The sequence below is a fragment of the Rossellomorea yichunensis genome, from assembly GCF_032337515.1.
In the GTDB taxonomy this organism is placed as follows: Bacteria; Bacillota; Bacilli; order Bacillales; family Bacillaceae_B; genus Rossellomorea; species Rossellomorea yichunensis.
Genome location: NZ_JAVYAD010000004.1, coordinates 576541 through 600618 on the forward strand (window position 1 = coordinate 576541; position 24078 = coordinate 600618).

Below are 24078 nucleotides of genomic sequence, written 5' to 3' on the forward strand. Positions count from 1 at the left end.
AAAACCTTACAAAACAACAATCTTTTAGAAAATAGCTTTGTAAGTAGATAGATTTAGATAAACGGTGCTAAAAGCTAAAACTTACTAAACTTCACATCATTGTCGATATTGGTTTCATGGCTTCGAACGGGTTGCGGCATTGCTTGCAGTATAGAATGCTTCTGCAGGCGGTGGGACCGAACAAATTCTCCATTGAAGTATAGGGAGAATCGCAATATGGACAATGAATCTCCCAATCTTCTTCCCCGCTGAATTGTTCAGGCGGGGGTGCGATGCCGAATTCCTTCAGTCTCTCCCGGCCATTTTCGGTTAACCTGTCTGATGTCCAGGGAGGAGAATAAACGAACTGAACCTGTACGGATTGAATTCCAAGCTGATCCCGACACGCCTTCTCCACATTCCCTTTGATAATGTCCAATGCAGGGCAGCCTACAAAGGTTGGCAGGAGTTCAATCATCAGGGCATCTTCCTGGTGGTGTATGCGATTGACCATTCCAAGATCTACAATGCTGATGGAATCAATTTCAGGGTCTTTCACTGTTTGAAGAACTTCTAAAACGGTTGCAGTCATATTCCTTCATCCTTTACCAGCTTGCTGCGGGATTTGTGTTATAAACTTCGCTTAATGTAGAAAGTGCCGTATCCAGTTCAGGAGTGTGTTCACCTAAGCGTCCATTCCCCTTTTTCATGCTTACCTTCGGAGGAAAGGATAGTTGAGTCGATTGGAAGACCGGTTGAAGGGCAAGCTCCCATCGTTTCGATAAATTCTCTTCTCCTTCGATCAGCTTCATAAGAGACATCTCTTTTCCATTTGGCCCAAGGGTGAGCACTCCCAGAAATTCATCCAATACTCGTTCAATCGCCTTATTCATTCGCTCACTTGCTTCACCGCCGGCATTCATTAATTGAATGAACCAGGTTTTCCAGTGCAGCAGGTGATAATACAATTCTGTGTTAATTTTGATCGCCATCTCGGCAAGTGGTTCATAGGAGGAGTTCTTTAATGAGTCAATTCGTACCTTTTTGCTGACGCTGTAAAAATAATGTCTTACAACAGCAAAGGCCCAGTCGTAGCGGGGTTCTTGCAAGTAGTGACCGGATCCATTCACTTCTTCCAGCAGGATGGCATTCCTTCGTTCTGACGCCTTCCTCCCATGTGCCAGGTGGTCCTGATCCCCTTCCCCTAACTCTTCCAGGAGGTGATAGAACATTGTGGCATGCCCCATCGTGTCTTGATTAATCGATGAAAACGCGACATCCTCTTCAATATGAGGAGCGAGTCCCAACCATTCAGACCCACGGTAAGCAAGGATGAAATCATCGTCGGCCAGTTGATAGAGAAGGCTCAGAAGCGCTTCTTTATAATCTGCGTTCGGGATGTCATTTGGTCTATTCACTTTCATTTCTTCTTCACCAACTCTCCCCATGACATGATTTCTTTCTCATCGAGCATTTCCTGTTCGTACTGTCTCCACTTCTTTTTAAGATAACCGTAGCCTTTGGCGTTTCGGTAATCTTTATTATCAAGACGACCGACACTCTCTCTTTCCTCGGGTGTCATCATCCGGACGTCCGACCGCTTCACAACCCATATATCCGAGACCGGCTCTCTTCTCATGAAATTCTCTTGAGCCATCACCATGGCAAGCTCATGGTTGGGTGCTAATAGACTGAATTGATGCTGCATCTGCGCCCCGTCCGTCCTCTTACTAAACACTTCAAATTCCTGATAAAAGTTCTGCCCCTTGTCAGACATCCAACTCATTCCTTTCTAGCTTACTTGGTCACTAGGGCTTAATGCTTCGCGAACCCACGCATTATTGTCGTAGGATAATTCTCTTAAACGAAGGCGATCCTTTGATTTCGGACCTTTGTTCCGAATGATTTCCTTGAAGCGGTTCCAGTCGGGCTGCTTATAGATCCATAAATCCTGTTCTTCATCGAAGTACATCGTCTCATCGGGAAGAGTCAGTCCTAACGACAGCATCCTTGGGACATATTTGGTGAAAAAGTCCTGTCTCAGCTGTTCATTTGTTTTCGTCCGGATGTTGTATTTAATGGTGATGTCCTGTTTAGAGGAACCTGTCGTTTTCGCATCACCCGGTCCAAAGAACATAAGAAGCGATTCCCACCAGCGGTCAACTGCATCCTGAACTAATGCCCTTTGATCGGGAGTTCCTTCTGCCAGGGCCATGATGATGGCTTCACCATGCTGTGCGTGGAACACTTCTTCCGCACAAATTCGTTTAAGCGCCCGGGCATATGGACCGTATGAGGCATGGAGCATATTCGTCTGTGTGATGATCGCTGCCCCGTCCACAAGCCAGCCGATCAATCCAGCGTCTCCCCAGGTAGGTGCCTCCATGTGAAAGACGTTATGAAACTTTAAATCTCCTGAAAACAAATCTCTCATAATGTGCTCACGTGTTTTCCCGTAAGGCTTCATTAAATCTTCCGCTACACGAAGCAAAAGCTGTCCATGGCCCATCTCGTCCTGAACCTTCGCCATGATTCCAAGCTTCCTTCTTAGTGTAGGTGCTTTCGGTACCCATTCCTTCTCTGGAAGTGCCCCCATGATTTCACTGATCCCATGCATGGATATCAGCTTGATCAGTGCATTCCTATACTCATCAGGCATCCAATCATCCGCTTCAATCTTTTCATCATTTTCAATCTTTTTCATAAAATGAGTCATACGCTCTTCTTCCGTCAGGTGTTGGTTTGATAATACGTCACTCACTGTAGTTCCTCCTTTATCACACAGTTGAAACGCTGTCGCTATATTGTGTGATAACTATTTTTCTCAAAAAAATTTATTGAAACATTGCTTCTCCTCTAAGATCCACAATCCGGATGGCTTTCCCTTCTGAACGGGGGATTTCTCTCGGTCCCCTGATTTTCACATCCATGGAAACATAGCAACGATCTTTCATGAGGCTTTTCACTTTTGCTTCCAATTGATTGATTCCTTCATGCTTTATGTCTTGAGACATTCCTTGGTAGCATTCATCCGTGACCTCAACCTGCAACTCCACCAAATCGAGTGCCCCTTTTTTCTTTAAGTGAACCTGATAATGTGGTGCAAGCTCACTTATCTGAAGCAGGAAATGTTCCATTTCTGATGGAAATACATTCACTCCCCTGATGATGAGCATGTCATCCACTCTTCCCTTGACACGTGACATCTTCACCGTCGTTCTTCCACACGAGCATCTCCCGTGCTTAATCGACGCAATATCACCGGTTCTATAACGGATGATCGGAAAGGCTTCCTTCGTTAAACTTGTAAACACAAGCTCACCGACTTCCCCCTCTGGTAAAGGCTCTAATGTCTCAGGGTTTATGACCTCCACCAGGAAATGATCCTCTGCAATATGAAGGCCATCCTGAGCTTCGTGGCATTCCATGGCAACTCCCGGGCCGATCACTTCACTTAAGCCATAAATGTCACACGCTTTAATATCGAGCTTTTTCTCCAACCTTTCTCTCATCGCATTCGACCAGGGCTCTGCCCCGAATATTCCATATTGTAAGGATAGTGAAGCTGGATCCTTCCCTTGTACTTCCATTGTTTCTGCTAAATTGAGTACATAGGACGGCGTGCCGCATATGACCGTCGGCTGAAAGTCTTCCAGCAAAGTGATTTGTCTGGACATGTTTCCACCTGATACCGGTACCGTGATCATTCCAAGCTTCTCACTTCCATAATGAAGACCCAAACCTCCTGTAAACAGTCCGTATCCGTATGCATTATGCAGGACATCTCCAGGTTTTCCACCTGACATGGCAATGGCCCGGGCCACAATTTCTCCCCACATGTTAATATCGCTCTGGGTATACCCTACAACCGTTGGCTTTCCACTTGTTCCGGAAGATGCGTGGACCCTTACCATTTCTTCACGCTTGACCGCGAACAGGCCAAAAGGGTAATGCTCCCGTAAATCATTCTTTTTTGTAAGCGGTAACATTTTTAGGTTTGACAAAGACGTTATATCCTGTGGCTTCAGACCTCTCCTGTCAAATTGCTCACGATAAAAAGGGACTCTTTCATACACATAAGCAGCAATATGTTGTAATCTCTCCAGTTGAAGGCGTTCCATTTGCGATCGACTGGCAGTTTCAATCTCATGCAAAATCAACGTATCGGCCTCCTGTCACTATATAAAAATATATTTATATAACGTTATTAATTCGTTTATGTAATTATGTGTTATATTTATCTACTCAAAAGATAACGTTTCTGCTGAATATTGTCAATATATTTTCAGAAAATTCCTTCAAAGAAAATTCGGTGACGGATAGGTGAGAAGCGAGCTAGTGGAAAGGTATCTTTATTGGAATCGGCATAAAGGGGTATGAGAATCCGTTTCGCCGTTAAATTTGGAATTTCGCTGATAAAATCAAAAATACGCCGTTATTTGTACCCTAGTGATATAAACCAACCAAAGCATGGGTAAAATTTACCTTTAGTTGCTTCCATTGAGGCACAGAAAAATGCAAACCACCCTTTATAAGTTCTATTTTCTAAAAAATATTGCATTTTCTAAGTAAATGTCCCTTTCTTCATGTCTTAAGGTGATTGATTTGTAGCTTCAAATCGTGATCACCAACCATTCTCCTTCCCTATACACCAAAGGCTCACCCCAAAAGAAGGACATCCCATCCCAATAGAGAAATCTTACCTATAACAAGGAGGCTATAAAATGACCACATACGAAGGAACAAGAATGATCCAGGCTTTAGAGTTGGAAATCATGGAAAAGAAAAAGCAGCTTGCACAGCTGCGCAAAGAACAAACGCCGCAAAAGGTTGAAAACTACCTCTTTTTAACAACTGACCAGAAAACCGTTACACTAGAGGAGCTTTTCAAAGACAAGGATGAACTTATTATAATTCATAATATGGGGAGGAATTGCCGATATTGTTCCATGTGGGGGGATGGCTTTAATGGAGTGTATCATCATTTGTTAAGTCGTTGTGAATTTGTTCTATCCTCTCCAGACGACCCGGCCGTTCAAGAAGACTTTGCGGCTTCAAAAGGGTGGTCCTTTCCGCTTGTATCATCGAAAGAGAACACTTTCTCAGAAGATCTCGGGTTTAAAAACGAGAATACCTCCATGCCGGGGGTATCCACTTTCAAGAAAAGTGAAGAAGGAATGATTTATCATTGCAGCTCCGCATACTTCGGTCCAGGAGATGAATATTGCGTCATTTATTCCTTACTGGATTTATTACAGGCTCCATCAGAAGATTTTGTCCCTCAGCTGAAGCATAACCATCGTTCATCCTTTCAGCTTACTAACAATATTGCCGTTGGAGTGAACCATTATCATGAGGCGATTCAATTTTACACGAAGATCATCGGAATGAAGGTTGAAGAGCGGGGAGCAAATGAAACAAAGTTCTCGATGAATGGTCGGAATTTCTTCATTGAAGATAGTGATCATAACACCGTGCATTTCGAATTTGCTGTGGATGATTTTGAAAGAAGTAAGCAAAAGCTTCTGGACAGCGGCTGTAAGGTAGACCATGTCTATCATGGAAAAAGTGAAATGATATCTGATCCGTTTGGATTAAAGTTTCATTTGTATGAAGTCCGTAAAACCAACTAATAAAAAGCTTGCTTTGAAATTCAAAGCAAGCTTTTCTTATTATTCAGTAGCCGGTTTAAGCGTTGTCTCCTCTTTGATCGCTTCTTCCTGCAACTCTTTATCTCGTTTGATTCTTCCATTTCCGACTGACAGGGCTACTCCCACGCCAATCGCGATAAAGATTAAACCAGTTAAGAATACAGTTGTGAAGGCATCAGACCATGCTGTTTCAATGGAAGCAATCACGATGCTGCCTACCTCTTTCGGAACATCAAGTAAACCTGGTGTTACAAGCAGGCCGAACAATGCATCTGTTTTCTCACTTAACCCTGCAAGGATTTGACTTGCAGCTGGATTATCCTGCTGTGCCGTCACTTCCTTCATATTCTCTTGAAGTGATTGATTCATAACGGCGTTCAATACTGTAATCCCAATCGTTCCACCGATCGAGCGGAAGAAGGTGGCCGATGAAGTGACAGCCCCCAATCGGGACTTAGGGAATTCATTTTGAACAGCAATCATAAGTGTTGGCATCACCAGTCCCATTCCAAATCCCATGACCACCATAAAAAAGTATGCTGTATATTCTTTAGAATCCGGACCCATCGTACTCATCAAGAAAAAGCCGACTACAGTAGTGAGCATACCTGCCGTAAGGACGGTGCGGTATTTCAGTTTCAGTAATAATCTTCCTCCGATGATACTTGCCATAATCATCGCGATCATCATTGGAGTCATGGTGGAACCTGCCTGGGTTGGTGTAACTCCGAGAATCCCCTGCATGAACATCGGTACAAACATAATCGCTCCGAACATTCCTAGACCCAGCAGGAAACCTAACGCATTCGTCGTCGCAAACACTCTATTCTTAAACAGGCTTAGATCCAGGATTGGTTCTTTTGCTTTGTTTTCGATGAAACCAAACAGAAGCAGTAACACGATGGAACCACCAAAAATCAGAAAGCTTGTTCCTGACGTCCACTCGAATTTGTCTCCTCCGAAATTCAAGCCTATCAATAAAAGCACTAACGCCGGAATCAGGGTAATGATCCCTAAATAATCTATGCTCACCTTATCTGTCGGGCGTCCAACGTTTTCATACTTCAAACCGATGAACAATAGAAGCGCAGATAATAAACCAAATGGTACGTTAATCAAGAAAATCCAGTGCCAGCTGATTGTATCAACGATAAAGCCCCCAATAAATGGACCGATAACGGAGCTTAAACCGAATAGCGCTCCAAACACCCCCTGCCACTTGGCGCGCTGCTCAGCCGTGAAGATATCTCCAATGATCGTTTGGGATAGAGGCATGATCATTCCTCCACCAATCCCTTGAAGACCGCGATATAACACAAGCTGTTCCATGGAAGTGGCCGTTGCACACAGTCCCGATCCAATGATAAAAATGATGACTCCGATTAAATACAATAATCTCCTGCCATATAAATCCGATAATTTCCCGACAATCGGAGTAACGGTAGTAGAAGTAATCAGATAAGCCGTGGTCACCCACGCAAAAATGGAAAAGCCGTTCAATTCAGCAATGATCGTTGGCATTGCTGTCCCTACTACGGTTTGTTCGAGGGCACTAAAGAACATCCCGATGATCAGGCCAGTCAGAACTAAGCGTTTATTAATCCCTGGTTGTATGGACATAATATGTTTCTCTCCTTATTCTTCTGTTGTTTGATTTTCCACGGCTGAAGCGAGCTTTTCATATATCATGACAAGTTGATTGACATCTTCTTCATCAAGAAAAGCCAGATAGCGTGAAAAAATTTCTCTTCTTTTGGCTTTTGCCTTCTCAAAAACCTCATGTCCCGCCGCTGTTAGATCCAGTTTCACGATGCGTCGGTCCTTTTCATCCCTTTCCCGGGTGACAAAGTCATTTTTGAGTAATCGGTCGATCATGACCGTAATCGCACTGGGCTTTACGTCCAGCCTATCTGCAAGTTCCGTCGATTTTGTACCTTCTGATGCAGATAAGAGATAAAGAATATAAAACTGAGGACCTGTTAAATTCATTTCTTTCAATGAAGAAGTCAGATCTTGTTGAATATGTCTGTTCGAGGTTTGAAATGCATTGAACAAACGATCTATATAAGAATGCTGGATATGCTTCGGGTCCATCTTGCGCCTCCACTTCTATTCAATCCATTAATATTTAACCTATTTAAATATTAATTAGGTTATGTAAAAAAGTCAACGATTTTTTCTCCCTGACATCTGTTGAATAAAAGTCAGAAAAAAATCCATATTAAAAACTTTTTCAAGTAAATGCTTACATGTGAATTTACATTTTTTCTTATGAACGAAGTCTGGGGACAGAATTTTAAATCATTCGCTTAAAAGGATGATCCGGTCAGGTGTCATTTTAGACATTCGGAGACAACTGATTTTGGATCGGCCTCTTTTTCGTATATGATAGACATTATAAAATAATAGACCTGAATGGATGATGAACGTGAAAAAGAGACAAACCGCAGAGTTTAGAGTGTATGGGCAACTGAAGGATGCCTTACTTGCCAGAAAGATTGCTCCCGGTACCCAGCTTGTGGAACAAATCATCTCTCTGAAGATGGATGTGAGCAGAACCCCCATCCGGCATGCGTTGAAACGACTGGAAGCCGAAGGACTGGTTCAGATCATTCCGAATCGAGGCGCATTTGTCGTCCATCCTACAAAAGAAGAGATTATATCTTTCTTTGAATTAAGGAAAGAACTAGAATTCCTTACGGTCAAATATGGCCTCCCAAAGGTGAAAAAAGCACATATGTCAAAGCTTTATGCATTTCTTGAAGATGAACAGGAAACCTATAAACAAAAGGATCTGTTAAAATATGTCGAGCTCAATAAACAGTTTCATTTATTCCTTGCAGATGTGAGCGGGAATAAATTCCTGATACGATATATGGATGAAATGCTTACTCAGTCTAACGTCTATCTGTTTTTATTTGATGTGTTTTATCATGTGGAACCGGGTGAGAACGTGCGTTTCCGCGAACATGAAGAAATGGTGAAGGCGATTGAAAACAAAGATCAGCAAACACTTTTGGAACTGATCGATCTTCATATGAAGCATAGTTTTGATGATTTGAGACTGGATGATAATGGGTATTCTTCACTTGAGTCTGTTTTAGTAGATTAATGTACGAAAAAAGCCGGTTCCCACCTTGTCTTTGCGTGGGAATCGGCTTTTACAATTAGAATAATTTCGTTGTCCAGTTTTCACAGTTCCATACTTCTGTCGCCACATCCTGATAGAATTCAGGTTCGTGACTGATTAAGAGAACGGTGCCTTTGTATTCTTTAAGGGCCCTTTTCAATTCTTCTTTTGCCTCAACGTCCAAGTGATTGGTCGGTTCGTCGAATACAAGGACGTTCGATTCTTTGTTCATCAATTTACACAGGCGGACCTTCGCTTTTTCTCCACCGCTGAGCACTTCTACCTTGCTTTCGATATGCTTTGTCGTCAGGCCGCATTTCGCCAGGGCAGCACGCACTTCCGCTTGATTGAAGGAAGGGAACTCATTCCACACCTCTTCAATACAAGTGTTATTATTCTTAGTCTTGATTTCCTGTTCAAAATAACCGATATGAAGATAGTCTCCAAGCTCCACTGAACCTGAAATGGGTTTGATTTCTCCCAAGATACTTCGTAGTAGAGTCGTCTTTCCGATACCATTGGCTCCAGATAGAGCAATCTTCTGACCGCGTTCCATCTTGAGGTTCAGTGGCTTCGACAATGGTTCATCATAACCAATTACAAGGTCTTTTGTTTCAAAGATGACCCTGCCAGCGGTTCTCGCTTGTTTGAAATGGAACTCTGGCTTGGGCTTTTCGGCAGCCAGTTCAATCATATCCATCTTATCCAGCTTCTTCTGACGGGACATCGCCATGTTACGAGTAGACACACGTGCTTTATTGCGGGCTACGAAATCCTTCAGTTCTGAAATTTCCTGCTGTTGTCTCTTAAAGGCAGACTCAAGCTGTTGCTTCTTCATTTCATGGACGCGTTTGAATTCATGGTAGTCTCCAGCATAACGATTCAGCTCTTGATTTTCCATATGATAAATAAGGTTAATGACACTATTTAAGAATGGAATATCATGTGAGATCAGGATAAACGCATTTTCATATTCCTGCAGGTAGCGTCTCAACCAATTGATATGTTGTTCATCAAGATAGTTGGTAGGCTCATCGAGTAATAGAATTTCCGGTTTTTCCAGTAAAAGCTTCGCCAGTAAGACTTTCGTTCTTTGTCCTCCACTTAAATCGTGAACATCCTTATCCAAGCCGATATCATCTAATCCCAGGCCTCGCCCGATTTCTTCCACCTTTGCGTCAATGATATAAAAATCATTATTCGTAAGGGCATCTTGAAGTGTCCCGGTTTCTTCCAGCAATCCTTCCAGCTCTTCTGGAGTGGCTTCTCCCATTTTGGCAAATAACTCATTCATTTCCGTTTCCATGTCAAACAGATATTGAAAGGCTGTTTTCAATACATCCCGGATCGTCATTCCCTGCTTCAGCTGAGCATGCTGATCTAAGTAACCGATACGGATTCGCTTCGCCCATTCCACTTTTCCTTCATCAGGCTCAAGCTTTCCTGTAATGATATTCATAAATGTAGACTTTCCTTCTCCATTGGCACCGATCAAGCCGATATGCTCACCCTTTAACAAACGGAAAGAAACGTCATTAAAAATCGCACGGTCACCGAAACCGTGAGTCAAATTTTGAACTGATAATAAACTCATATTGTAAACACCTTTTCTTTATATACTAAAATTCGCTCCCTTTATTATAAGGGTCATTACGCTTAGAAGATAGAGGGAAATAAGCTGGTGTTTTTTTCTTTCTTTACCCGATGGCCCCTGCTACATCATAGTCAGAAGGATCCAGTTCAGTAGGTTCACCAAGTGCAAGCTTCGCAAGCTCCGAACCAAGATACGGGCCGACCGTCAATCCAGATGCTCCAAGCCCATTCGCTACCAACACCCCAGGAAGTCCCGGCATCGCTCCGAAAACGGGGAGAAAACCGGGAGTGAATGGTCGAAACCCCACCCTTGTTTCAATCACTGTACTGTTATGGATGCCGGGTGCCACTTCCATCGCTTTGTGAAGAACTTCATGTAAACCACCTGCTGTTACCCGACGGTCGAACCCCATCTCATTTTCATGTGTGGCTCCTGCTACGACTCTTCCCTCAGGAAAAGCAAGAAGATATTGGTCATTTGGCGGCATGACGACAGGCCACCCACTCGTTTCTTCCCCCTTTACCTCTAAATGAAGAATTTGCGCTTTTTGCGAAGATACTAAAAAGTTTATTCCCATCGGTTCAAAAAGTGCCTTCGCCCAAACACCTGCAGTGACGATCACTTCATCTGCTTCCAGCTTTTCTTCATCCATTGTAACGCCTGTGATCCTGTTATGATCTTTCAGAAGCTTGGCATCCCCTTGTCGGAATATCGCCCCATTCTTTTTGGCTCCGTTTATAAGCGCCTGCCGCATTGCTCTTCCGTCAACTCGTGCAGCCCCACTTACATGAACAGCTTGATATTCCTCAGATAAAAGCGGGAAATGTTGACGTGTTTCCTCAGCTGTAAGAAGAGTGAGTTCACCGATTTCAGGTGCATCCTCCCTGCGTTTTTCCGCTCTCTCCACCATTTTCCGAAGTTTATTTTCATCGGTATGAAGGCTGATCGCCCCTACACGCTTATACCCTGTCTCAGTTTCTCCATCCGCTTCCAGCTGCTGAATGATTCCCGGATAATACTTCGCCCCACCTTTGGCCAGTCGATACCACACTTTATTCCGACGTTGGGAAAGCCAAGGACAGACAATTCCCGCTGCGGCATCGGTTGCTTGTCCAGGGTCTTGACGGTCAACTACTGTTACGTGCGCTCCGGCCTTAGCAAGATGGTAAGCCGTAGAAGCTCCAAGAATTCCAGCTCCGACAACAATATATGATTTCATTTAAAACACCTTTTCATTACGTTTTTTCTTTATTTTACTTGAGAAGAAAGGGGAACTCAATGAAGGTGCGGTTTTCAAGGAGTGTGATCTTGTTGTACCAGGTACATTTCAGAACATCTGTACCTGGTACTACTAACATCACGACACCCCCCAAATACCACCAACAATTCCAGACAATTCTCACTTCTTTTTTCGAAATAGATTGACAAGTTGTTTTGATTCATGATAAAAATTGTATAACCTAATATTGAATAAGCTTTGATGGAAACAAGTAGCGAACATTTCCCTGTTAAAGAGAGCCGGTGGTTGGTGTGAACCGGTACAAAGATGATTGGTGAATTTCGATTCCTGAGCTTCTTTTGACGAGATCAAAAGACGGTTAAGGCCGTTATGTGTGAAGAGTGATGAGAAATGTTTTCTCATAACTAGGGTGGTACCGCGATATCCAAATCGTCCCTACGATATGTAGGGGCGATTTTTTTGTTGTTTTGCACCGTCCCCCACACGTCAATAATGAACAGAAAACTGAGAGGAGAATAAGAATGAGTCAACGCGAACAATGGTCATCAAAGATCGGCTTTATATTAGCGGCAGCAGGGTCTGCGATTGGATTGGGGGCAATTTGGAAATTCCCTTATATCGCCGGTCAAAATGGAGGTGGAGCATTCTTCCTGATCTTCATTCTATTTACTTTATTACTCGGACTTCCACTACTGCTTGCTGAATTCTCAATCGGACGGACATCCGGAAGCAATGCCGTTGATTCGTATCGAAAAATCGCCCCTGGTACACGCTGGCACTGGGTCGGGATTCTTGGGATGATTACATCCTTTATCTTACTTTCCTTCTACAGTGTGATCGGGGGATGGATTGTCGTTTATTTATTTAAAGCCATTACGGGTCAATTGAATGATCTTTCCTCGGATCAATACGCAGAAGTATTTGGTGCAACGATCTCAAATCCTGTAACAAGTGTGTTTGTTCAATTCCTTTTCATCTTGATGACCATCATCGTGGTTGCTAAAGGGGTACAAAAAGGTATTGAACTGGCAAGTAAAATCATGATGCCGGCATTATTTATTTTATTTATTCTTTTGGTCATTCGTGCTGTAACCCTTGATAACGCCATGGATGGTATCACATTCTTGTTGCAACCTGATTTTTCAAAGGTAACATCACAAACGATATTAGAAGCGATGGGACAATCGTTCTTCACGCTAAGTGTGGGTGTATCGGTGATGGTGACATATAGCTCTTACCTGCCGAAAACACAGAGCCTGCCAAGATCAGCCATATCCATAGTGGCTATGAATATCTTCATCGTTCTGTTAGCAGGCTTGGCCATTTTCCCGGCAGTCTTTGCCTTTGATTTAGAACCTGGGGCGGGCCCGGTATTACTGTTTAATGTTTTACCGACCGTGTTCAGTCAACTTCCTTTTGGAATGTTCTTCTTCATTGCTTTCCTTGTCCTGTTCTTGTTCGCTGCATTAACTTCCGCGTTCTCCATGCTCGAAATCATTGTTTCGGTCATTTCAAAAGGAGAACCTGAAAAGCGTAAAAAATGGTCTTGGATCATCGGACTTGCCATCTTTGTTTTCGGTATTCCATCTGCATTATCATTTGGGATACTTGGGGATATCACGCTATTCGGTAAGACCATTTTTGACTTGGCTGATTTCGCTGTCAGCAATGTGCTGCTTCCGATTGGAGCACTGCTTATCGCATTGTTCGTACCTATGAAAATGAAGAAAACAGCACTGTACGAAGAATTGAAGCATGGAAGCGGATTGAAGAGGGGACTATTCGAAACCTGGTTCTTCCTGATCCGTTATTTGGCTCCGTTGCTAATCATTATTGTCATGCTTGATGTATTGGGCCTGTTCTAATAGATGATAAAAAAGGGTTGACCTGTCTAATAAGGTCGACCCTTTTTCATTAGACCCCATATCCCATAACGACTCCGCATGCGAGCCGTTTCCCCGCATCTCCTGAGGGCTGGGACCTGTAGTCATCCGGGCTTTGATGGATGATGACCCCTTTGCCTATGACGTCTTTCACTTTGAATTTATTCGTAAAAAAGGACATTTTAGCGTATCCGTCATTTGAGAACAATACAGGAAAATCACCCGCATGATTACCATGAGGCTGATTCGTCGGATTCCAATGTCCGCCGGCAGAAGAGAAAGGTTCCTTTGGATCTCCTATTTCACAGACTCCTTTTTCATGTAAGTGAAATCCATGGGGCCCGATCGGGTTTTGGTCACCTTTTCCTTCCTTATATAATGGTAATCCTGTTATCTCTGCATATACTTCCACCCCATTTTGCACTTCCCGAAAAAAAACATACCCCTGCAATCCTGGTGCTAATGGACCTCCCTGTATTTGAGCGAAGGCCATGTTAGGAGCGTTTCGATAATATGAATAACCAGGATGGCCATATTGATAATAATTCATCATTGGTTCACCTTCCTTCAAGACATTTTATGTTGAAAGTCTGGGTGACATGATGAAAAAAACAGAACTTCACTTTTTATCCAAACGTTTGTTTAACCTCTGATAACCTTGTCTACTCAATAGTTCATCCTCTCAGTCAAACGTTTGTTTAAATTTTCGATATTCAGATTGACACATCGATCTCTACTCCTGAGGTTCTCACTCATTCTTCCATTGAATACTACCCGTGGAATTTTAAAAATCCCCTCCCCTATGCTTAAAAAGGTGAAAATATGATTGGTTTTATTTTCCTATTACTATTATCCCTTTTCATTTTGTCCCAAAAATGTTATATTTTCAGAAACTTCAGATTTTTATTACGAAGTACCATTTTAGGAGGGATTGATATGCAAGGTGAAATTAGGTTAATTCCATATTTCATGGACGAAATGATTGTTGATGCAAATGAAATTCCTAAAGGCGTTGATTTAATCCAATCTCCTAGTATGTGGAAGAATGGGTACAAAGGAAAAGGAACGACAATCGCTGTCCTGGATACAGGCTGCGATATGAACCATCCTGATCTGGCAGGGAGAGTGAAGGGATTCCGCAATTTCACCGACGATGATAACGGTGATAAAGATAACGTTACTGATTATAGCGGACACGGCACCCATGTGGCTGGTACGATTGCTGCAAGTGAAAATGGTGACGGGGTTATCGGGGTTGCGCCACTGGCCGATTTATTGGTCATTAAAGTACTGGCAGGCAGCCGTGGGAGTGGCAAATACGATTGGATTGTAAACGGCATTCTGTATGCCATCGAACAAAAAGTGGACATCATCTCCATGTCATTGGGAGGTCCCACTGACCACAAGCCTCTGCACGAAGCGATTCAAAAAGCGGTGGATGCAAATATATCAGTTGTTTGTGCAGCAGGTAACGAAGGTGACTCCAACAGCAGCACCGATGAGTTTTCTTTTCCCGCTTGTTACAATGAAGTGATTTCTGTAGGAGCCATCGACCTTCAAAGAAAATCTTCTTACTTTACGAATTCCAATAATGAAGTCGACTTGGTGGCACCGGGTGAACAAATTTTATCTACCATTCCTGGTGAAAAATACGCTAAGCTCAGCGGTACCTCCATGTCGGCTCCACACGTGTCCGGAGCATTAGCCCTCATTAAAGAATTCGAGCAAGTATCTTTTGACCGTAAGCTTTCAGAAACCGAAGTGTATGCACAACTCATTAAACGAACCGTTCCACTCGGATTCCCAAAAACTTTGGAAGGAAATGGTCTGTTGTTTATCACAGCACCTGACCTATTGAAGGAGCACTTGAGAAACCAGCCGCTTGCACAGATTGGATGACGGAACTAGTTGATTTTTGGCTCATTTCCGCCTGAATGAAAAGAACCCCCCTGCTTAAATGCATTTATGCCGGGGGGTCTTTTCATTCAGGCGACCTTTCAGCTTTGCTGAAAGGCGAGTGAAACGTCCGTTTCACTCGAATGAGCCAAAAATCGTGCATTCACCCTTCTTATTACTATGCTACTGAAAAAGAACAGCCATCAATGACTGTTCTTTTTGAGCTACACTTTTTTTCTACTATTGTAATCTGCTCTCAACTTGCTGACATACTTCATCAGCACTTAGACCACTTGCTTCAATCACGGATCCTTGAGTAGCTACGTTTTGAATCCCCATTACATTGGAATCCATCCCTGTCACTACGCAGCAGTCACAGCCGTTTGCATCTGTTTCCTGTTTTAATTCAACGACGTCATGCCCCTTTTCACGTAAGGCTTGCACGACGTTTTGTAAAGATTGTTCAACACCAATTCTCATGCCTTTACACCTCCTGTTTCTACATATAGGTTTTTCTTTCGGGGAAAAAGATATTCGTCATTTATTTTTTATTTACTTGTTTGCCACTTTTTTTCTGGCTTTGGCCTTTTGAATTCCCCACCTGAATATCAGATCCGAATTCTACATCATTCTTAGCCTTTTGCTTTGCCAACTGTTCTGATGTTTGGTCCATACTCTTCTTTCCCTGTTTAGACATTCTCATCCCTCCTCTGACTTTTATAGAATTAGAATCCCCATTTCAAGGCAAAATATTTGAAGGGCATTCGATTACTTTCAGCATGTTTATTTTTCACTATGCCGGGTAAATACCCTATATATAACAATAAATAAAAGGGTGGTATTCAAATGGATGACGCAAAATTAAAAGAATTAATCGATGGATTAAATGAAGATTTAGCGAATGAATATGCTGCAGTTATACTTTACACAAACTACGCTGCTGTCGTGAGCGGCTTATACCGTCAAATCTTAAAGCCTTTCTTCGAAGAGGAAATCCCTGATGAACAGGGGCATGCTTTATATTTAGCCGAAAAAATTAAAACATTGGGCGGAGATCCAACGACTACTCCGGTTGCCGTGAAACAAACAGATAATGTGAAGGAAATGTTAGAGGAAGGCCGTAAAGCTGAAGCTGATACAATCGAACGTTATAAAATACGTAAAGAGCAGGCTGAGGAATTGGGTCTCGTCGAGCTTAGCATCAAGCTAGATGACATGATTGCAGATGAAACCCATCACCTTGAAGAATTCGATCGCTTACTAAAGGATCCTTCTTTTAACTAATATACGAAAGAAGACCGCTATATCAGCGGTCTTTTTTCATGTGATGATTTGATAATCCTTCCATTCTTCAAGCAGTAATGACTGATATTTCGGTGACAGATAACGATCGTCGATCAGTCTGAGGACTCCCGTATCCTCCTCAGAACGGATGAGCCTCCCCCCGGATTGAAATACTTTATTTAACCCCGGGTAGACATAGGCATGATTGAATCCATTTAACCCCCGTTCATTAAAATAGTCCTTAATGATTTCATGATCCCTGCTTGGCTGAGGAAGCCCTACTCCAACAACAATTACACCCTTTAATCGATCTCCTTTCAGATCGATACCCTCAGAAAAGATGCCTCCCAATACGGCAAATCCAATAACCGGACGATCTCTGTCGCTTTGATACTCCTTTAAAAATTTCTCTCTGTCTACTTCTTTCATATTAGGCTCCTGGATGATGAATTCTGCATCCATTGCATCCTTATTCATTTCCTCAAAGGCTTCCCCCATATAAGCGTAAGATGAAAAAAAGACCAGATAATTTCCTTTATACTCATTGAACGCTTCTGTAATGGAACGTGTAATCGAGGAAAGTGTTCTTTTTCTGTCCTTAAACCGGGTTGAAATCGGATGGATCCCAACCTGCCATTGTTCTTTTTCAAATGGCGAAGGAATCAGAAACCGATAATCCTCTTCACACCCACCCAGTTGCTGAAAATAGTACGTAAAGGGGTGAAGCGTAGCTGAGAAAAATACTGATGATCGAAACGACTTCGTTATTTGTTTGATAAGCTTTGAAGGATCAATGCAAAATAGTTTCACTTCTACATCTTTAGGCGTTTGATCGATCACAAAGCGATGTTCAGCGGAAAAGAGGTTTGTGATCCTCACAAAATTTAATGCATCAAAGTACAATTGAAGAAACTCCTCAGACCAATCTCCTTCCGCTTCTCCCAAATGTTTTTCTGCTATCTCAACAAAGCTTTCCACCTCATCAACTAATTCTGCATCCATCTCATTACGCACATCGTCCCCTTGTTCTTTTTTCAAACGGAGGAATTGCTTATTAACCGCGCCAATGCTTTGCTTCAAGGCCTCATATTCCGGATACTTTCTTTTGATTTCTAAAAAATCGGACTTCCTCAGGGTGGCTGAATGCATTTCCCTGCCCCTGCCAACAAGGTTATGTGCTTCATCAATGAGTAGAGTCGTATTCTTCTTTCCTTCATCGCTCATTCTTTTTAATGAAACTTTTGGGTCGAAAATGTAGTTATAATCACAGATGACACCGTCGACTAAATAGGAGAGGTCGATTGAAAATTCAAACGGGCATACCCGGTGCTTCCTGGCGTATGTTTCAACAATCGGGCGGGTGATGATGGTTTCGTGCGTTAAAATATCAATGAGCGCACCGTTAATTCGATCATAATAGCCATTCGCAAATTCACAATACTCTTTCTGACAAATCGTTTCTTCCTGAAAGCAGATTTTGTCTTTTGCCGTAATGGTAATCGTCCTGTGTGACAATCCTTCACGTTCTAAAAGAAGCAGCGCCTCCTCTGCGACAGTCCGGGTAATCGTCTTGGCAGTCACATAAAACCATTTCCCATCCATCGCTTTGATCGCAGGAAATAAGGTTGAAATGGTTTTCCCTGTTCCCGTCGGGGCATTCGCATACAAAGACCTGGATTCGGCGACCGTCTTATAAACGGCACCAGCAAGCTTTTTCTGCCCTTTTCGATAAGTTGGATAAGGAAATCCAAGGTCTGGAATACTCTTTATCCGGTTTTCCTGGTTGGTGAGTAAAAGGGTAGCAAATGGAGTATAGGCAAGCAGTGTCTCATCAACGATGTGTTGAAGCTCTTCCATCGTATAAGTACGGGTGAAAGACTTCGTTTTTTCAGATTCTACCTCTATATACGTGAGCTGCACGCCAATATTCTTCAGCTGCTTTTCTTTTGCCAATAAGTAAGCGTAGCATTCACCTTGAGCCCAGTGGACCCGGGCACCTTCTTCGATTTGTGCTACAGGTCTTGCCGTTGATTTAATTTCTTCTACGATTACTTCCCCGTATTCATAATGGATCCCATCACAGCGGCCTTCAAGTTGATACACAATATCCTCCACCAATCTTTCTCCTTTTAGGAAGACTTCTTTCTCATCACCTTCTTTGTATTCTTTCTGTAGTTTTTGATGAAGCTTTGTTCCGATGGTCATGGAAGAGCGGGCTTGAAACCTTACATCTATGCTTCCTTCTTTATAAACGAACTCTACTAATTCCCTTATCGAAATCTTGACCGTTTTCTTCATGTGACGTCTCACCCCTTTCTTTCCCACATAAATTATCATTCTATTTTTTTTCAGTGAACATATATATTAGACAAGCTTTTTCGAACGGAGGATTCGGGGAATGAAGGCACGATTCATTTTTTATTGTATAGGATTACTAGCATTGTCATTAGGTGTTTCTCTTATTATTAAAGGGGATTTGGGGGCGGCTCCATGGGATGCACTGGCCGTTGGTGAATCTACTCTGTTCAACCTTTCAATCGGGACATGCATCTTCATCAATGGATGTATCCTCATCTGTATAAACGCTCTTTTATTAAAGGAGGCCATCCAATGGTTAGCTGCTCTCTCCATCTTCGTCATCGGGATGATGGTTGATTATTGGATCACGATCGGTCTTGAAACGCTTCAACCGGTCGGATTTATTCAACAATTGTCTCTTGTGCTGACAGGTATATTGCTACTCGGCATCGGAATCTCCATTTATCTTCAAGCCAAGCTGCCTTCAAGCCCCATGGATACATTTATGGTGGCGATTCATAGACGGTTCGGCTTAAATTTACGAAATTCCCGTTTATTGAACGAGGCGATTGCCATTACGTTAGCCATGGTGTTTCATGGAGCGGTTGGTGTCGGAACGGTGATTGTCGCCTGTACGCTTGGATTTATTATTCATATCTTCTATCCTATCATGGAACGTATGTACGGGAAATGGAGTTGATTGAGTTTTTATTTTGTCTTGTTGTCCATAAAAAAACACTTAGTGATTCCTAAGCGTTTTGGTTGTTCATATATGTATTGGGGAGATTGGAATCAAATTTTACAACCTTATCTTTATTCAACGGAAGATCGATTGTGACGACTGTTCCTTTATTAACAATGCTTGAATAATGGATATGACCACCCATGGCTTCAATGATGCGCAAGGACACCGAAGTACCTAATCCAGTACCTTGGACCTTTGTTGTAAAAAACAATGTCCCAAGTCGTGCGATTTGATCTTTAGTCATCCCTTTGCCTGTGTCTTCTACCGTGACGATGGCTTGTGTATGGGTGATTTCTAAATTCACGCTTACATTTCCTTGAGAAGGAGTCGCTTCAATGGCATTCTTGATGATATTGACGAAGGCTTGCTTCAACTTATTTCGGTCTGTCAATAGAAATCCATCTTCTTTGAGGTTCGCTTCAAGGTAAACCCCCTCTTTAAGAGCATACGCATTAAGAAGCACGGTAACATCCGAGAGGACCTCTTTCACATTGATTTTCTCAATTTTTTCGAACTCTGGCTTGGCAAAATTCAAATAATCATTAATGATTTCCTCTGCCCTTCCTAACTCGCCCAATACGATTTTTAAATATTCCTCGTGAGTCCCCGTAACTTGCTTCTTCATTAATTGAAGAAATCCCTTGACGACTGTGAGAGGATTACGTACTTCATGAGCAATGGAAGCAGCAAGCTCTCCCAGTGTATTAAGTTTCTCAGATTTCAGAATCTCTTCACGGAGCAAACGCTTTTCGATCATCCACTCATTGAGTTGTGCAGCTACACCGACCCCCAACACCTGGATGCCCCCAAATATCAGGACGTAGACCCCCATTTCTTTATTACCTGAAACTGGAACTCCTGCAATGAATGCAAATGAAAGAAGAATCCCAAGCATCACTAACGCTGGCCAAAATCCAAGTAACACGGCAAATGTTACCCGTTTCTTTGGTGGAAATGTCCAGAACCGATTTGAAATCAGGAACGGAAGGGTTCCCGCAAGAAATGCACTTACAAATCCGAAAATGATGGCATCACCGCCGTTGATGATTCTTGCGGTTAAAATGAATATAAGAACAATGATCCCGGCTTTTCTCCCTCCATACAGCATTGAAAGAACCAATGGTATATAGCGGAAATCCCAATACAACCCGAAACTTTCATAAGCGAATATTAAACACATAAACGCGGCAATCCCATGTAATACACCTATGAAAACAGGTGATTTTCCGAGCCTATGGTTTTCAAGGAGTGAAGTTTGAATGAGAACAGGAGCCAATATAATCAATACATGTAATAATAATTTCTCGATAATCATCGAATTGTCTCCCATTATAAATAGTCATTACTTTACACATACGACAAAATTCTCGTAATTCCTCTTTCATCTCCCACAAAATTAAGAAAAAAGTAACGGAAAAGGGACGGACCTCGAACGTTGCTGTCGAAGTCCGTCCCTATGTGAAATTCTAAATCAGTTTACCTTTGTAGGTGAGTTCTTTTGGTTCTAGGTGGTTGTATTGTCCTTGGAGTATTTGTTGAATGTCTTGGATGGTCTGTTGGATTCCGACGGTTTGCCCTTTTATTTTGGTGAATTCTTCTGCCACGTAGAATGGCTGGCTCAAGTAGGCTTCCAGTCGTTCTCCTATATGAAATAGATCGAGATCCGCTTCAGGTATTTTATCTTTACCGATTGTATTCATGAGGACACGAATTTCTTTGTAGCGTCTTAGCAGCTTCTTGGCTTTCTTTTGAATAGTCGTGTGGCTTGAATCCAGGGCGTCGTCTTCAAGTAAAATCGATGTAGACTGCACTGGGTGGATGGCCGGGTACACCCCCCGGGTAGAGAGATCAATATCGAAGTAACATAAAGTATCGAGTGGACCGAACGGGTCCTCTTCATCCACTGCTTCACCGGTTGGATCAAATAAAACAGTAGTGATTTCCGGATAGCTCTCTCCTTCGAATCGCTCTCTCAATTCATATAATTCCCCTGACACAATATAGGAACGGTCAACATACAGGAGAATTCTGCCTTTATCCTCAATAAGGCTGACTTCTGCAAAGGCTTCATCAACCGAGTTGCATTTCACATCAACAAACCCTTCTAGATCACTCAAACCAGGATAGGTTTTATCCGGCGTCAATAAGATCGATTGATATCCTTTTTCTTTCAGCACTTTTGTCATTTCCGCTAAAACAACAAATTGACCAACCTGTGCTCTCGCCACGAACCCATTCGTTCCACCTTGGACAATCGGCGCAAACAAATCGAGTGGTTTGATTCCCGTTTCAATCATAGTTAATTTCCCTCCTTGAATAATTAATTCATCCAGCGTGCAGTTAGCCAGATTTGCTAATGTAACTATCGTTTTCACTTCGGCACGTCCTACAGAAATCTTGCCGGTACATAGATTGGATACCGTTGCAGGTCTTAACCCTACTGTTTTGGCAGCTGATGTTAAATTGGGTACACGTCGCCGCAGCAATGAAACATTCAACCTTAAATTCTCTTTCATGGTAAATATCCCCTCCTTACTTTATAAAGTAATACATTTTACTCCTAAAAGCAATTGTTTTTATCATCTAAACGTAATTTCTTTACCTTTAGAAGTAATTTAAAGATGAAAGGTGGATAAAAGCTTTTCCAAAAAATAGTCATTTCCCTCTATCGTTTAGAATTCCATAAAGATTAACCTCCATAATCCAACAAAAAAAATACAATTATATTTGTAATTATCATACTATTGACCTATATAAGTATTTGTCAATGTCTGTTAGGCTTAAATTAAGTCAAATGACGAAAGAAGAATTAATATGACAGTAAATGTATTTTTAGACGATTACCGCCACTGTCCTCAAGGGTACATTCTCGCGAAAGACATCGATGAATGTATTGACCTGCTTCTGAATTTTTCTATCGCTCATCTTTCATTGGATCATGACTTAGAAAGCAAGACCCGTAATGGATTAATGCTCGTACACTATATGGTAGAAAAGCAGCTATTTGCAGAACGCATCACGATTCATTCCGCCAACTCTGTTGCAGGCAAACAAATGTTCAAGTATTTAAAAGAGGCTCAGAGTGAACACAAGATGCCTAAATCAATCAAGATTATGTTACGTCCTTTACCTCTCAGATGAGTTATCATATAAAAAAGAACTGTTCCCCGAACAGTTCTTTTTTTGTCCATTCATTTCAATTGGGTTTTTCTTACTTTATAATGAAGGCGACAGTAATTTAAAAAAGAGGGTTAAATTATGGATTTTCTGAAAAAATTTCAATTTGTCGGAGGCAGAATAGCCAAAACCGGTATTGCCGTTTTTTTAACGGCTCTTGTGTGTGAGCTTTTAAATTGGCCAGCGACCTTTGCCGTCATTACAGCCATAGTCACCATCGAGCCCACAGCCGCAAATTCAATCAAGAAAGCATTCATTCGTTTTCCCGCTTCAGCGATAGGAGCACTATTTGCGGTAATCATTGCTTCCACGTTCGGGGATCACCCCATCACTTATGCGTTGGTCGCGCTGCTCACAATCATTACCTGCCACAAGCTTCATTTAGGGGCAGGCATCCTGGTCGCTACGTTAACTGGGATTGCCATGATCCCCACCATACACGATCACTATGTAGCTACCTTTTTCATTCGCCTGGGCACGACCACCATCGGGCTGATTGTGTCTACATTAGTGAACTTGTGGATCCTTCCACCAAAATACTCGAAAACGATTACGGCCAAGATTCATAATCTCTATTTCAAAACGGGCAATTTATTAGAAAAAAGAGGCTCTGAAGTTCTTCAGAATCACTCTCTTCACCGGGATACAAAATTGATCTTCAATGATATTTTGAGAGACATAGAATCTACGGACACCCTATGCGAATATCAAAAGGAAGAATGGAAGCTTCACCGCTCCAGTCGTGAGGAATTGCGTTATTTCCATTATGAGTACAAAAAACTTAACCTCTTAAGGCAGATCCTTTTTCATATTGGGAACCTAATTTACTTACCTGTTCAGTATTCATTCAGTGAGGAAGAGAAAGATCGTATCTTACATGCGACCCAATCATTGAAAGGCATCATGCATCATCCATCGTTTCACATACCTGAACAACATTTTACTCTAATGAAAGATTTACTCGAGGAATTCTGGGACGATCATGAAGGACTACATACAAAACCCTTTCAGTCCATGAAGCATCACTTTTCCTGTGAAACGGTCATGCTGTACGAATTACTATCCATTCACGACCTTTTAGAGGAGCTCAGTGAAATACATGTGTTAGAAGCCCAGCATCAAACCGTCCTGGAGAAAACGTTACACCCATAGACACTAGTAAAGGTATAGACAAATCGTGTCTATACCTTTACTAGTGAAA

23 protein-coding genes and 1 other annotated feature are annotated in these 24078 nt (G+C 42.2%); of the genes, 8 read left to right on the plus strand and 15 right to left on the minus strand.

The genetic code is table 11. The annotated features are described in order from the left end of the window. Nucleotides 1–91: 91 nt before the first annotated feature. The 5 genes from paaD to RSX31_RS13860 form a co-directional block, all read right to left on the minus strand. The gene (paaD, locus tag RSX31_RS13840; RefSeq protein ID WP_148995056.1) at nucleotides 92–571 is read right to left on the minus strand and encodes a 1,2-phenylacetyl-CoA epoxidase subunit PaaD; all 480 of its coding nucleotides are present in this window, start codon (nucleotides 569–571) and stop codon (nucleotides 92–94) included. Nucleotides 572–584: 13 nt separating this feature from the next. Beyond that, entirely contained in the window at nucleotides 585–1403 is an 819-nt protein-coding gene (paaC, locus tag RSX31_RS13845) for a 1,2-phenylacetyl-CoA epoxidase subunit PaaC (RefSeq protein WP_315634923.1), read from the minus strand. Continuing rightward, complete coding sequence (paaB, locus tag RSX31_RS13850; RefSeq protein ID WP_113968566.1) at nucleotides 1400–1756, minus strand: 1,2-phenylacetyl-CoA epoxidase subunit PaaB; 357 nt, start codon at nucleotides 1754–1756, stop codon at nucleotides 1400–1402. Before paaB ends, paaC begins: the two co-directional genes overlap by 4 nt. A 15-nt stretch (nucleotides 1757–1771) precedes the next feature. Beyond that, nucleotides 1772–2695: a 1,2-phenylacetyl-CoA epoxidase subunit PaaA gene (paaA, locus tag RSX31_RS13855; protein WP_397548096.1), complete on the minus strand. Its 924-nt coding sequence runs from the start codon at nucleotides 2693–2695 to the stop codon at nucleotides 1772–1774. Nucleotides 2696–2813: 118 nt separating this feature from the next. After that, complete coding sequence (locus RSX31_RS13860) at nucleotides 2814–4139, minus strand: phenylacetate--CoA ligase family protein (RefSeq protein WP_315634925.1); 1326 nt, start codon at nucleotides 4137–4139, stop codon at nucleotides 2814–2816. Between the two features lie 564 nt (nucleotides 4140–4703). Here RSX31_RS13860 and RSX31_RS13865 point away from each other — a divergent pair. Next, the gene (locus RSX31_RS13865; RefSeq protein ID WP_148995060.1) at nucleotides 4704–5612 is read left to right on the plus strand and encodes a DUF899 family protein; all 909 of its coding nucleotides are present in this window, start codon (nucleotides 4704–4706) and stop codon (nucleotides 5610–5612) included. A 39-nt stretch (nucleotides 5613–5651) separates the two neighbouring features. On the opposite strand, the gene RSX31_RS13870 is transcribed toward RSX31_RS13865, so the two are convergent. Further along, nucleotides 5652–7250: an MDR family MFS transporter gene (locus RSX31_RS13870; RefSeq protein WP_148995061.1), complete on the minus strand. Its 1599-nt coding sequence runs from the start codon at nucleotides 7248–7250 to the stop codon at nucleotides 5652–5654. 15 nt (nucleotides 7251–7265) lie between these two features. Then, nucleotides 7266–7724, minus strand: a complete 459-nt coding sequence (locus RSX31_RS13875) for a MarR family winged helix-turn-helix transcriptional regulator (RefSeq protein WP_148995062.1) — start codon at nucleotides 7722–7724, stop codon at nucleotides 7266–7268. A gap of 334 nt (nucleotides 7725–8058) precedes the next feature. Here RSX31_RS13875 and RSX31_RS13880 point away from each other — a divergent pair, with 334 nt between their 5' ends. Next, entirely contained in the window at nucleotides 8059–8742 is a 684-nt protein-coding gene (locus RSX31_RS13880) for a GntR family transcriptional regulator (RefSeq protein WP_187443596.1), read from the plus strand. Between the two features lie 55 nt (nucleotides 8743–8797). Here the strand turns inward: RSX31_RS13880 and RSX31_RS13885 are convergent, their stop codons facing one another. Both RSX31_RS13885 and RSX31_RS13890 read right to left on the minus strand, forming a co-directional pair. Then, nucleotides 8798–10354, minus strand: coding sequence for an ABC-F family ATP-binding cassette domain-containing protein (locus RSX31_RS13885; RefSeq protein WP_148995064.1), 1557 nt, complete (start codon nucleotides 10352–10354; stop codon nucleotides 8798–8800). A gap of 103 nt (nucleotides 10355–10457) precedes the next feature. Further along, nucleotides 10458–11573 carry an NAD(P)/FAD-dependent oxidoreductase gene (locus tag RSX31_RS13890; RefSeq protein WP_148967266.1) on the minus strand — a complete coding sequence of 372 codons (1116 nt, stop codon included), beginning with the start codon at nucleotides 11571–11573 and terminating at the stop codon, nucleotides 10458–10460. Between the two features lie 249 nt (nucleotides 11574–11822). Beyond that, nucleotides 11823–12034, plus strand: a binding site (T-box leader). Between the two features lie 81 nt (nucleotides 12035–12115). Here RSX31_RS13890 and RSX31_RS13895 point away from each other — a divergent pair. Beyond that, entirely contained in the window at nucleotides 12116–13459 is a 1344-nt protein-coding gene (locus tag RSX31_RS13895) for a sodium-dependent transporter (RefSeq protein WP_148995065.1), read from the plus strand. Between the two features lie 49 nt (nucleotides 13460–13508). Here the strand turns inward: RSX31_RS13895 and RSX31_RS13900 are convergent, their stop codons facing one another. Next, complete coding sequence (locus RSX31_RS13900) at nucleotides 13509–14030, minus strand: superoxide dismutase family protein (protein WP_397541186.1); 522 nt, start codon at nucleotides 14028–14030, stop codon at nucleotides 13509–13511. Between the two features lie 383 nt (nucleotides 14031–14413). Here RSX31_RS13900 and RSX31_RS13905 point away from each other — a divergent pair, with 383 nt between their 5' ends. Continuing rightward, complete coding sequence (locus RSX31_RS13905; protein WP_148995066.1) at nucleotides 14414–15376, plus strand: S8 family peptidase; 963 nt, start codon at nucleotides 14414–14416, stop codon at nucleotides 15374–15376. A gap of 237 nt (nucleotides 15377–15613) precedes the next feature. Here the strand turns inward: RSX31_RS13905 and RSX31_RS13910 are convergent, their stop codons facing one another. Both RSX31_RS13910 and RSX31_RS13915 read right to left on the minus strand, forming a co-directional pair. Then, nucleotides 15614–15853 carry a YkuS family protein gene (locus tag RSX31_RS13910; RefSeq protein ID WP_113968558.1) on the minus strand — a complete coding sequence of 80 codons (240 nt, stop codon included), beginning with the start codon at nucleotides 15851–15853 and terminating at the stop codon, nucleotides 15614–15616. A gap of 61 nt (nucleotides 15854–15914) precedes the next feature. Further along, nucleotides 15915–16070, minus strand: a complete 156-nt coding sequence (locus tag RSX31_RS13915; RefSeq protein WP_187443187.1) for a hypothetical protein — start codon at nucleotides 16068–16070, stop codon at nucleotides 15915–15917. Nucleotides 16071–16219: 149 nt separating this feature from the next. On the opposite strand from RSX31_RS13915, the gene RSX31_RS13920 reads away from it, so the two are divergent. Beyond that, nucleotides 16220–16657 (plus strand): ferritin-like domain-containing protein, encoded by a 438-nt coding sequence (locus RSX31_RS13920; protein WP_315634926.1) that lies wholly within the window; start codon nucleotides 16220–16222, stop codon nucleotides 16655–16657. A gap of 36 nt (nucleotides 16658–16693) precedes the next feature. Here the strand turns inward: RSX31_RS13920 and RSX31_RS13925 are convergent, their stop codons facing one another. Continuing rightward, entirely contained in the window at nucleotides 16694–18955 is a 2262-nt protein-coding gene (locus RSX31_RS13925; protein ID WP_315634927.1) for an ATP-dependent DNA helicase, read from the minus strand. Nucleotides 18956–19055: 100 nt separating this feature from the next. Here RSX31_RS13925 and RSX31_RS13930 point away from each other — a divergent pair, with 100 nt between their 5' ends. Beyond that, nucleotides 19056–19655 (plus strand): YczE/YyaS/YitT family protein, encoded by a 600-nt coding sequence (locus RSX31_RS13930; RefSeq protein WP_148967261.1) that lies wholly within the window; start codon nucleotides 19056–19058, stop codon nucleotides 19653–19655. 49 nt (nucleotides 19656–19704) lie between these two features. Here the strand turns inward: RSX31_RS13930 and RSX31_RS13935 are convergent, their stop codons facing one another. Both RSX31_RS13935 and RSX31_RS13940 read right to left on the minus strand, forming a co-directional pair. Continuing rightward, entirely contained in the window at nucleotides 19705–20961 is a 1257-nt protein-coding gene (locus tag RSX31_RS13935) for an ATP-binding protein (RefSeq protein WP_397548097.1), read from the minus strand. Between the two features lie 205 nt (nucleotides 20962–21166). Continuing rightward, nucleotides 21167–22216, minus strand: coding sequence for an ATP synthase beta subunit C-terminal domain-containing protein (locus tag RSX31_RS13940; protein ID WP_315634929.1), 1050 nt, complete (start codon nucleotides 22214–22216; stop codon nucleotides 21167–21169). 298 nt (nucleotides 22217–22514) lie between these two features. Here RSX31_RS13940 and RSX31_RS13945 point away from each other — a divergent pair, with 298 nt between their 5' ends. Together RSX31_RS13945 and RSX31_RS13950 are read left to right on the plus strand one after the other, a co-directional pair. Then, nucleotides 22515–22841 (plus strand): cyclic-phosphate processing receiver domain-containing protein, encoded by a 327-nt coding sequence (locus tag RSX31_RS13945; protein ID WP_148995071.1) that lies wholly within the window; start codon nucleotides 22515–22517, stop codon nucleotides 22839–22841. 117 nt (nucleotides 22842–22958) lie between these two features. Further along, a complete protein-coding gene (locus RSX31_RS13950) occupies nucleotides 22959–24029 on the plus strand; it encodes an aromatic acid exporter family protein (RefSeq protein WP_148995072.1) in 1071 nt (356 codons plus the stop codon). Nucleotides 24030–24078: the final 49 nt, after the last annotated feature.

Excerpts from the sequence above, each read along its gene's own strand:
- RSX31_RS13875 (WP_148995062.1), bottom strand. The coding sequence starts at position 7,724 with ATGGACCCGAAGCATATCCAGCATTCTTATATAGATCGTTTGTTCAAT.
- RSX31_RS13885 (WP_148995064.1), bottom strand. The coding sequence starts at position 10,354 with ATGAGTTTATTATCAGTTCAAAATTTGACTCACGGTTTCGGTGACCGT.
- RSX31_RS13900 (WP_397541186.1), bottom strand. The coding sequence starts at position 14,030 with ATGATGAATTATTATCAATATGGCCATCCTGGTTATTCATATTATCGA.
- RSX31_RS13915 (WP_187443187.1), bottom strand. The coding sequence starts at position 16,070 with ATGTCTAAACAGGGAAAGAAGAGTATGGACCAAACATCAGAACAGTTG.
- paaC (WP_315634923.1), bottom strand. The coding sequence starts at position 1,403 with ATGAAAGTGAATAGACCAAATGACATCCCGAACGCAGATTATAAAGAA.
- RSX31_RS13925 (WP_315634927.1), bottom strand. The coding sequence starts at position 18,955 with ATGAAGAAAACGGTCAAGATTTCGATAAGGGAATTAGTAGAGTTCGTT.
- RSX31_RS13870 (WP_148995061.1), bottom strand. The coding sequence starts at position 7,250 with ATGTCCATACAACCAGGGATTAATAAACGCTTAGTTCTGACTGGCCTG.
- RSX31_RS13865 (WP_148995060.1), top strand. The coding sequence starts at position 4,704 with ATGACCACATACGAAGGAACAAGAATGATCCAGGCTTTAGAGTTGGAA.
- paaD (WP_148995056.1), bottom strand. The coding sequence starts at position 571 with ATGACTGCAACCGTTTTAGAAGTTCTTCAAACAGTGAAAGACCCTGAA.
- RSX31_RS13895 (WP_148995065.1), top strand. The coding sequence starts at position 12,116 with ATGAGTCAACGCGAACAATGGTCATCAAAGATCGGCTTTATATTAGCG.
- RSX31_RS13890 (WP_148967266.1), bottom strand. The coding sequence starts at position 11,573 with ATGAAATCATATATTGTTGTCGGAGCTGGAATTCTTGGAGCTTCTACG.
- RSX31_RS13950 (WP_148995072.1), top strand. The coding sequence starts at position 22,959 with ATGGATTTTCTGAAAAAATTTCAATTTGTCGGAGGCAGAATAGCCAAA.
- RSX31_RS13930 (WP_148967261.1), top strand. The coding sequence starts at position 19,056 with ATGAAGGCACGATTCATTTTTTATTGTATAGGATTACTAGCATTGTCA.
- RSX31_RS13910 (WP_113968558.1), bottom strand. The coding sequence starts at position 15,853 with ATGAGAATTGGTGTTGAACAATCTTTACAAAACGTCGTGCAAGCCTTA.
- paaA (WP_397548096.1), bottom strand. The coding sequence starts at position 2,695 with ATGACTCATTTTATGAAAAAGATTGAAAATGATGAAAAGATTGAAGCG.
- RSX31_RS13905 (WP_148995066.1), top strand. The coding sequence starts at position 14,414 with ATGCAAGGTGAAATTAGGTTAATTCCATATTTCATGGACGAAATGATT.
- RSX31_RS13920 (WP_315634926.1), top strand. The coding sequence starts at position 16,220 with ATGGATGACGCAAAATTAAAAGAATTAATCGATGGATTAAATGAAGAT.
- paaB (WP_113968566.1), bottom strand. The coding sequence starts at position 1,756 with ATGTCTGACAAGGGGCAGAACTTTTATCAGGAATTTGAAGTGTTTAGT.
- RSX31_RS13945 (WP_148995071.1), top strand. The coding sequence starts at position 22,515 with ATGACAGTAAATGTATTTTTAGACGATTACCGCCACTGTCCTCAAGGG.
- RSX31_RS13940 (WP_315634929.1), bottom strand. The coding sequence starts at position 22,216 with ATGAAAGAGAATTTAAGGTTGAATGTTTCATTGCTGCGGCGACGTGTA.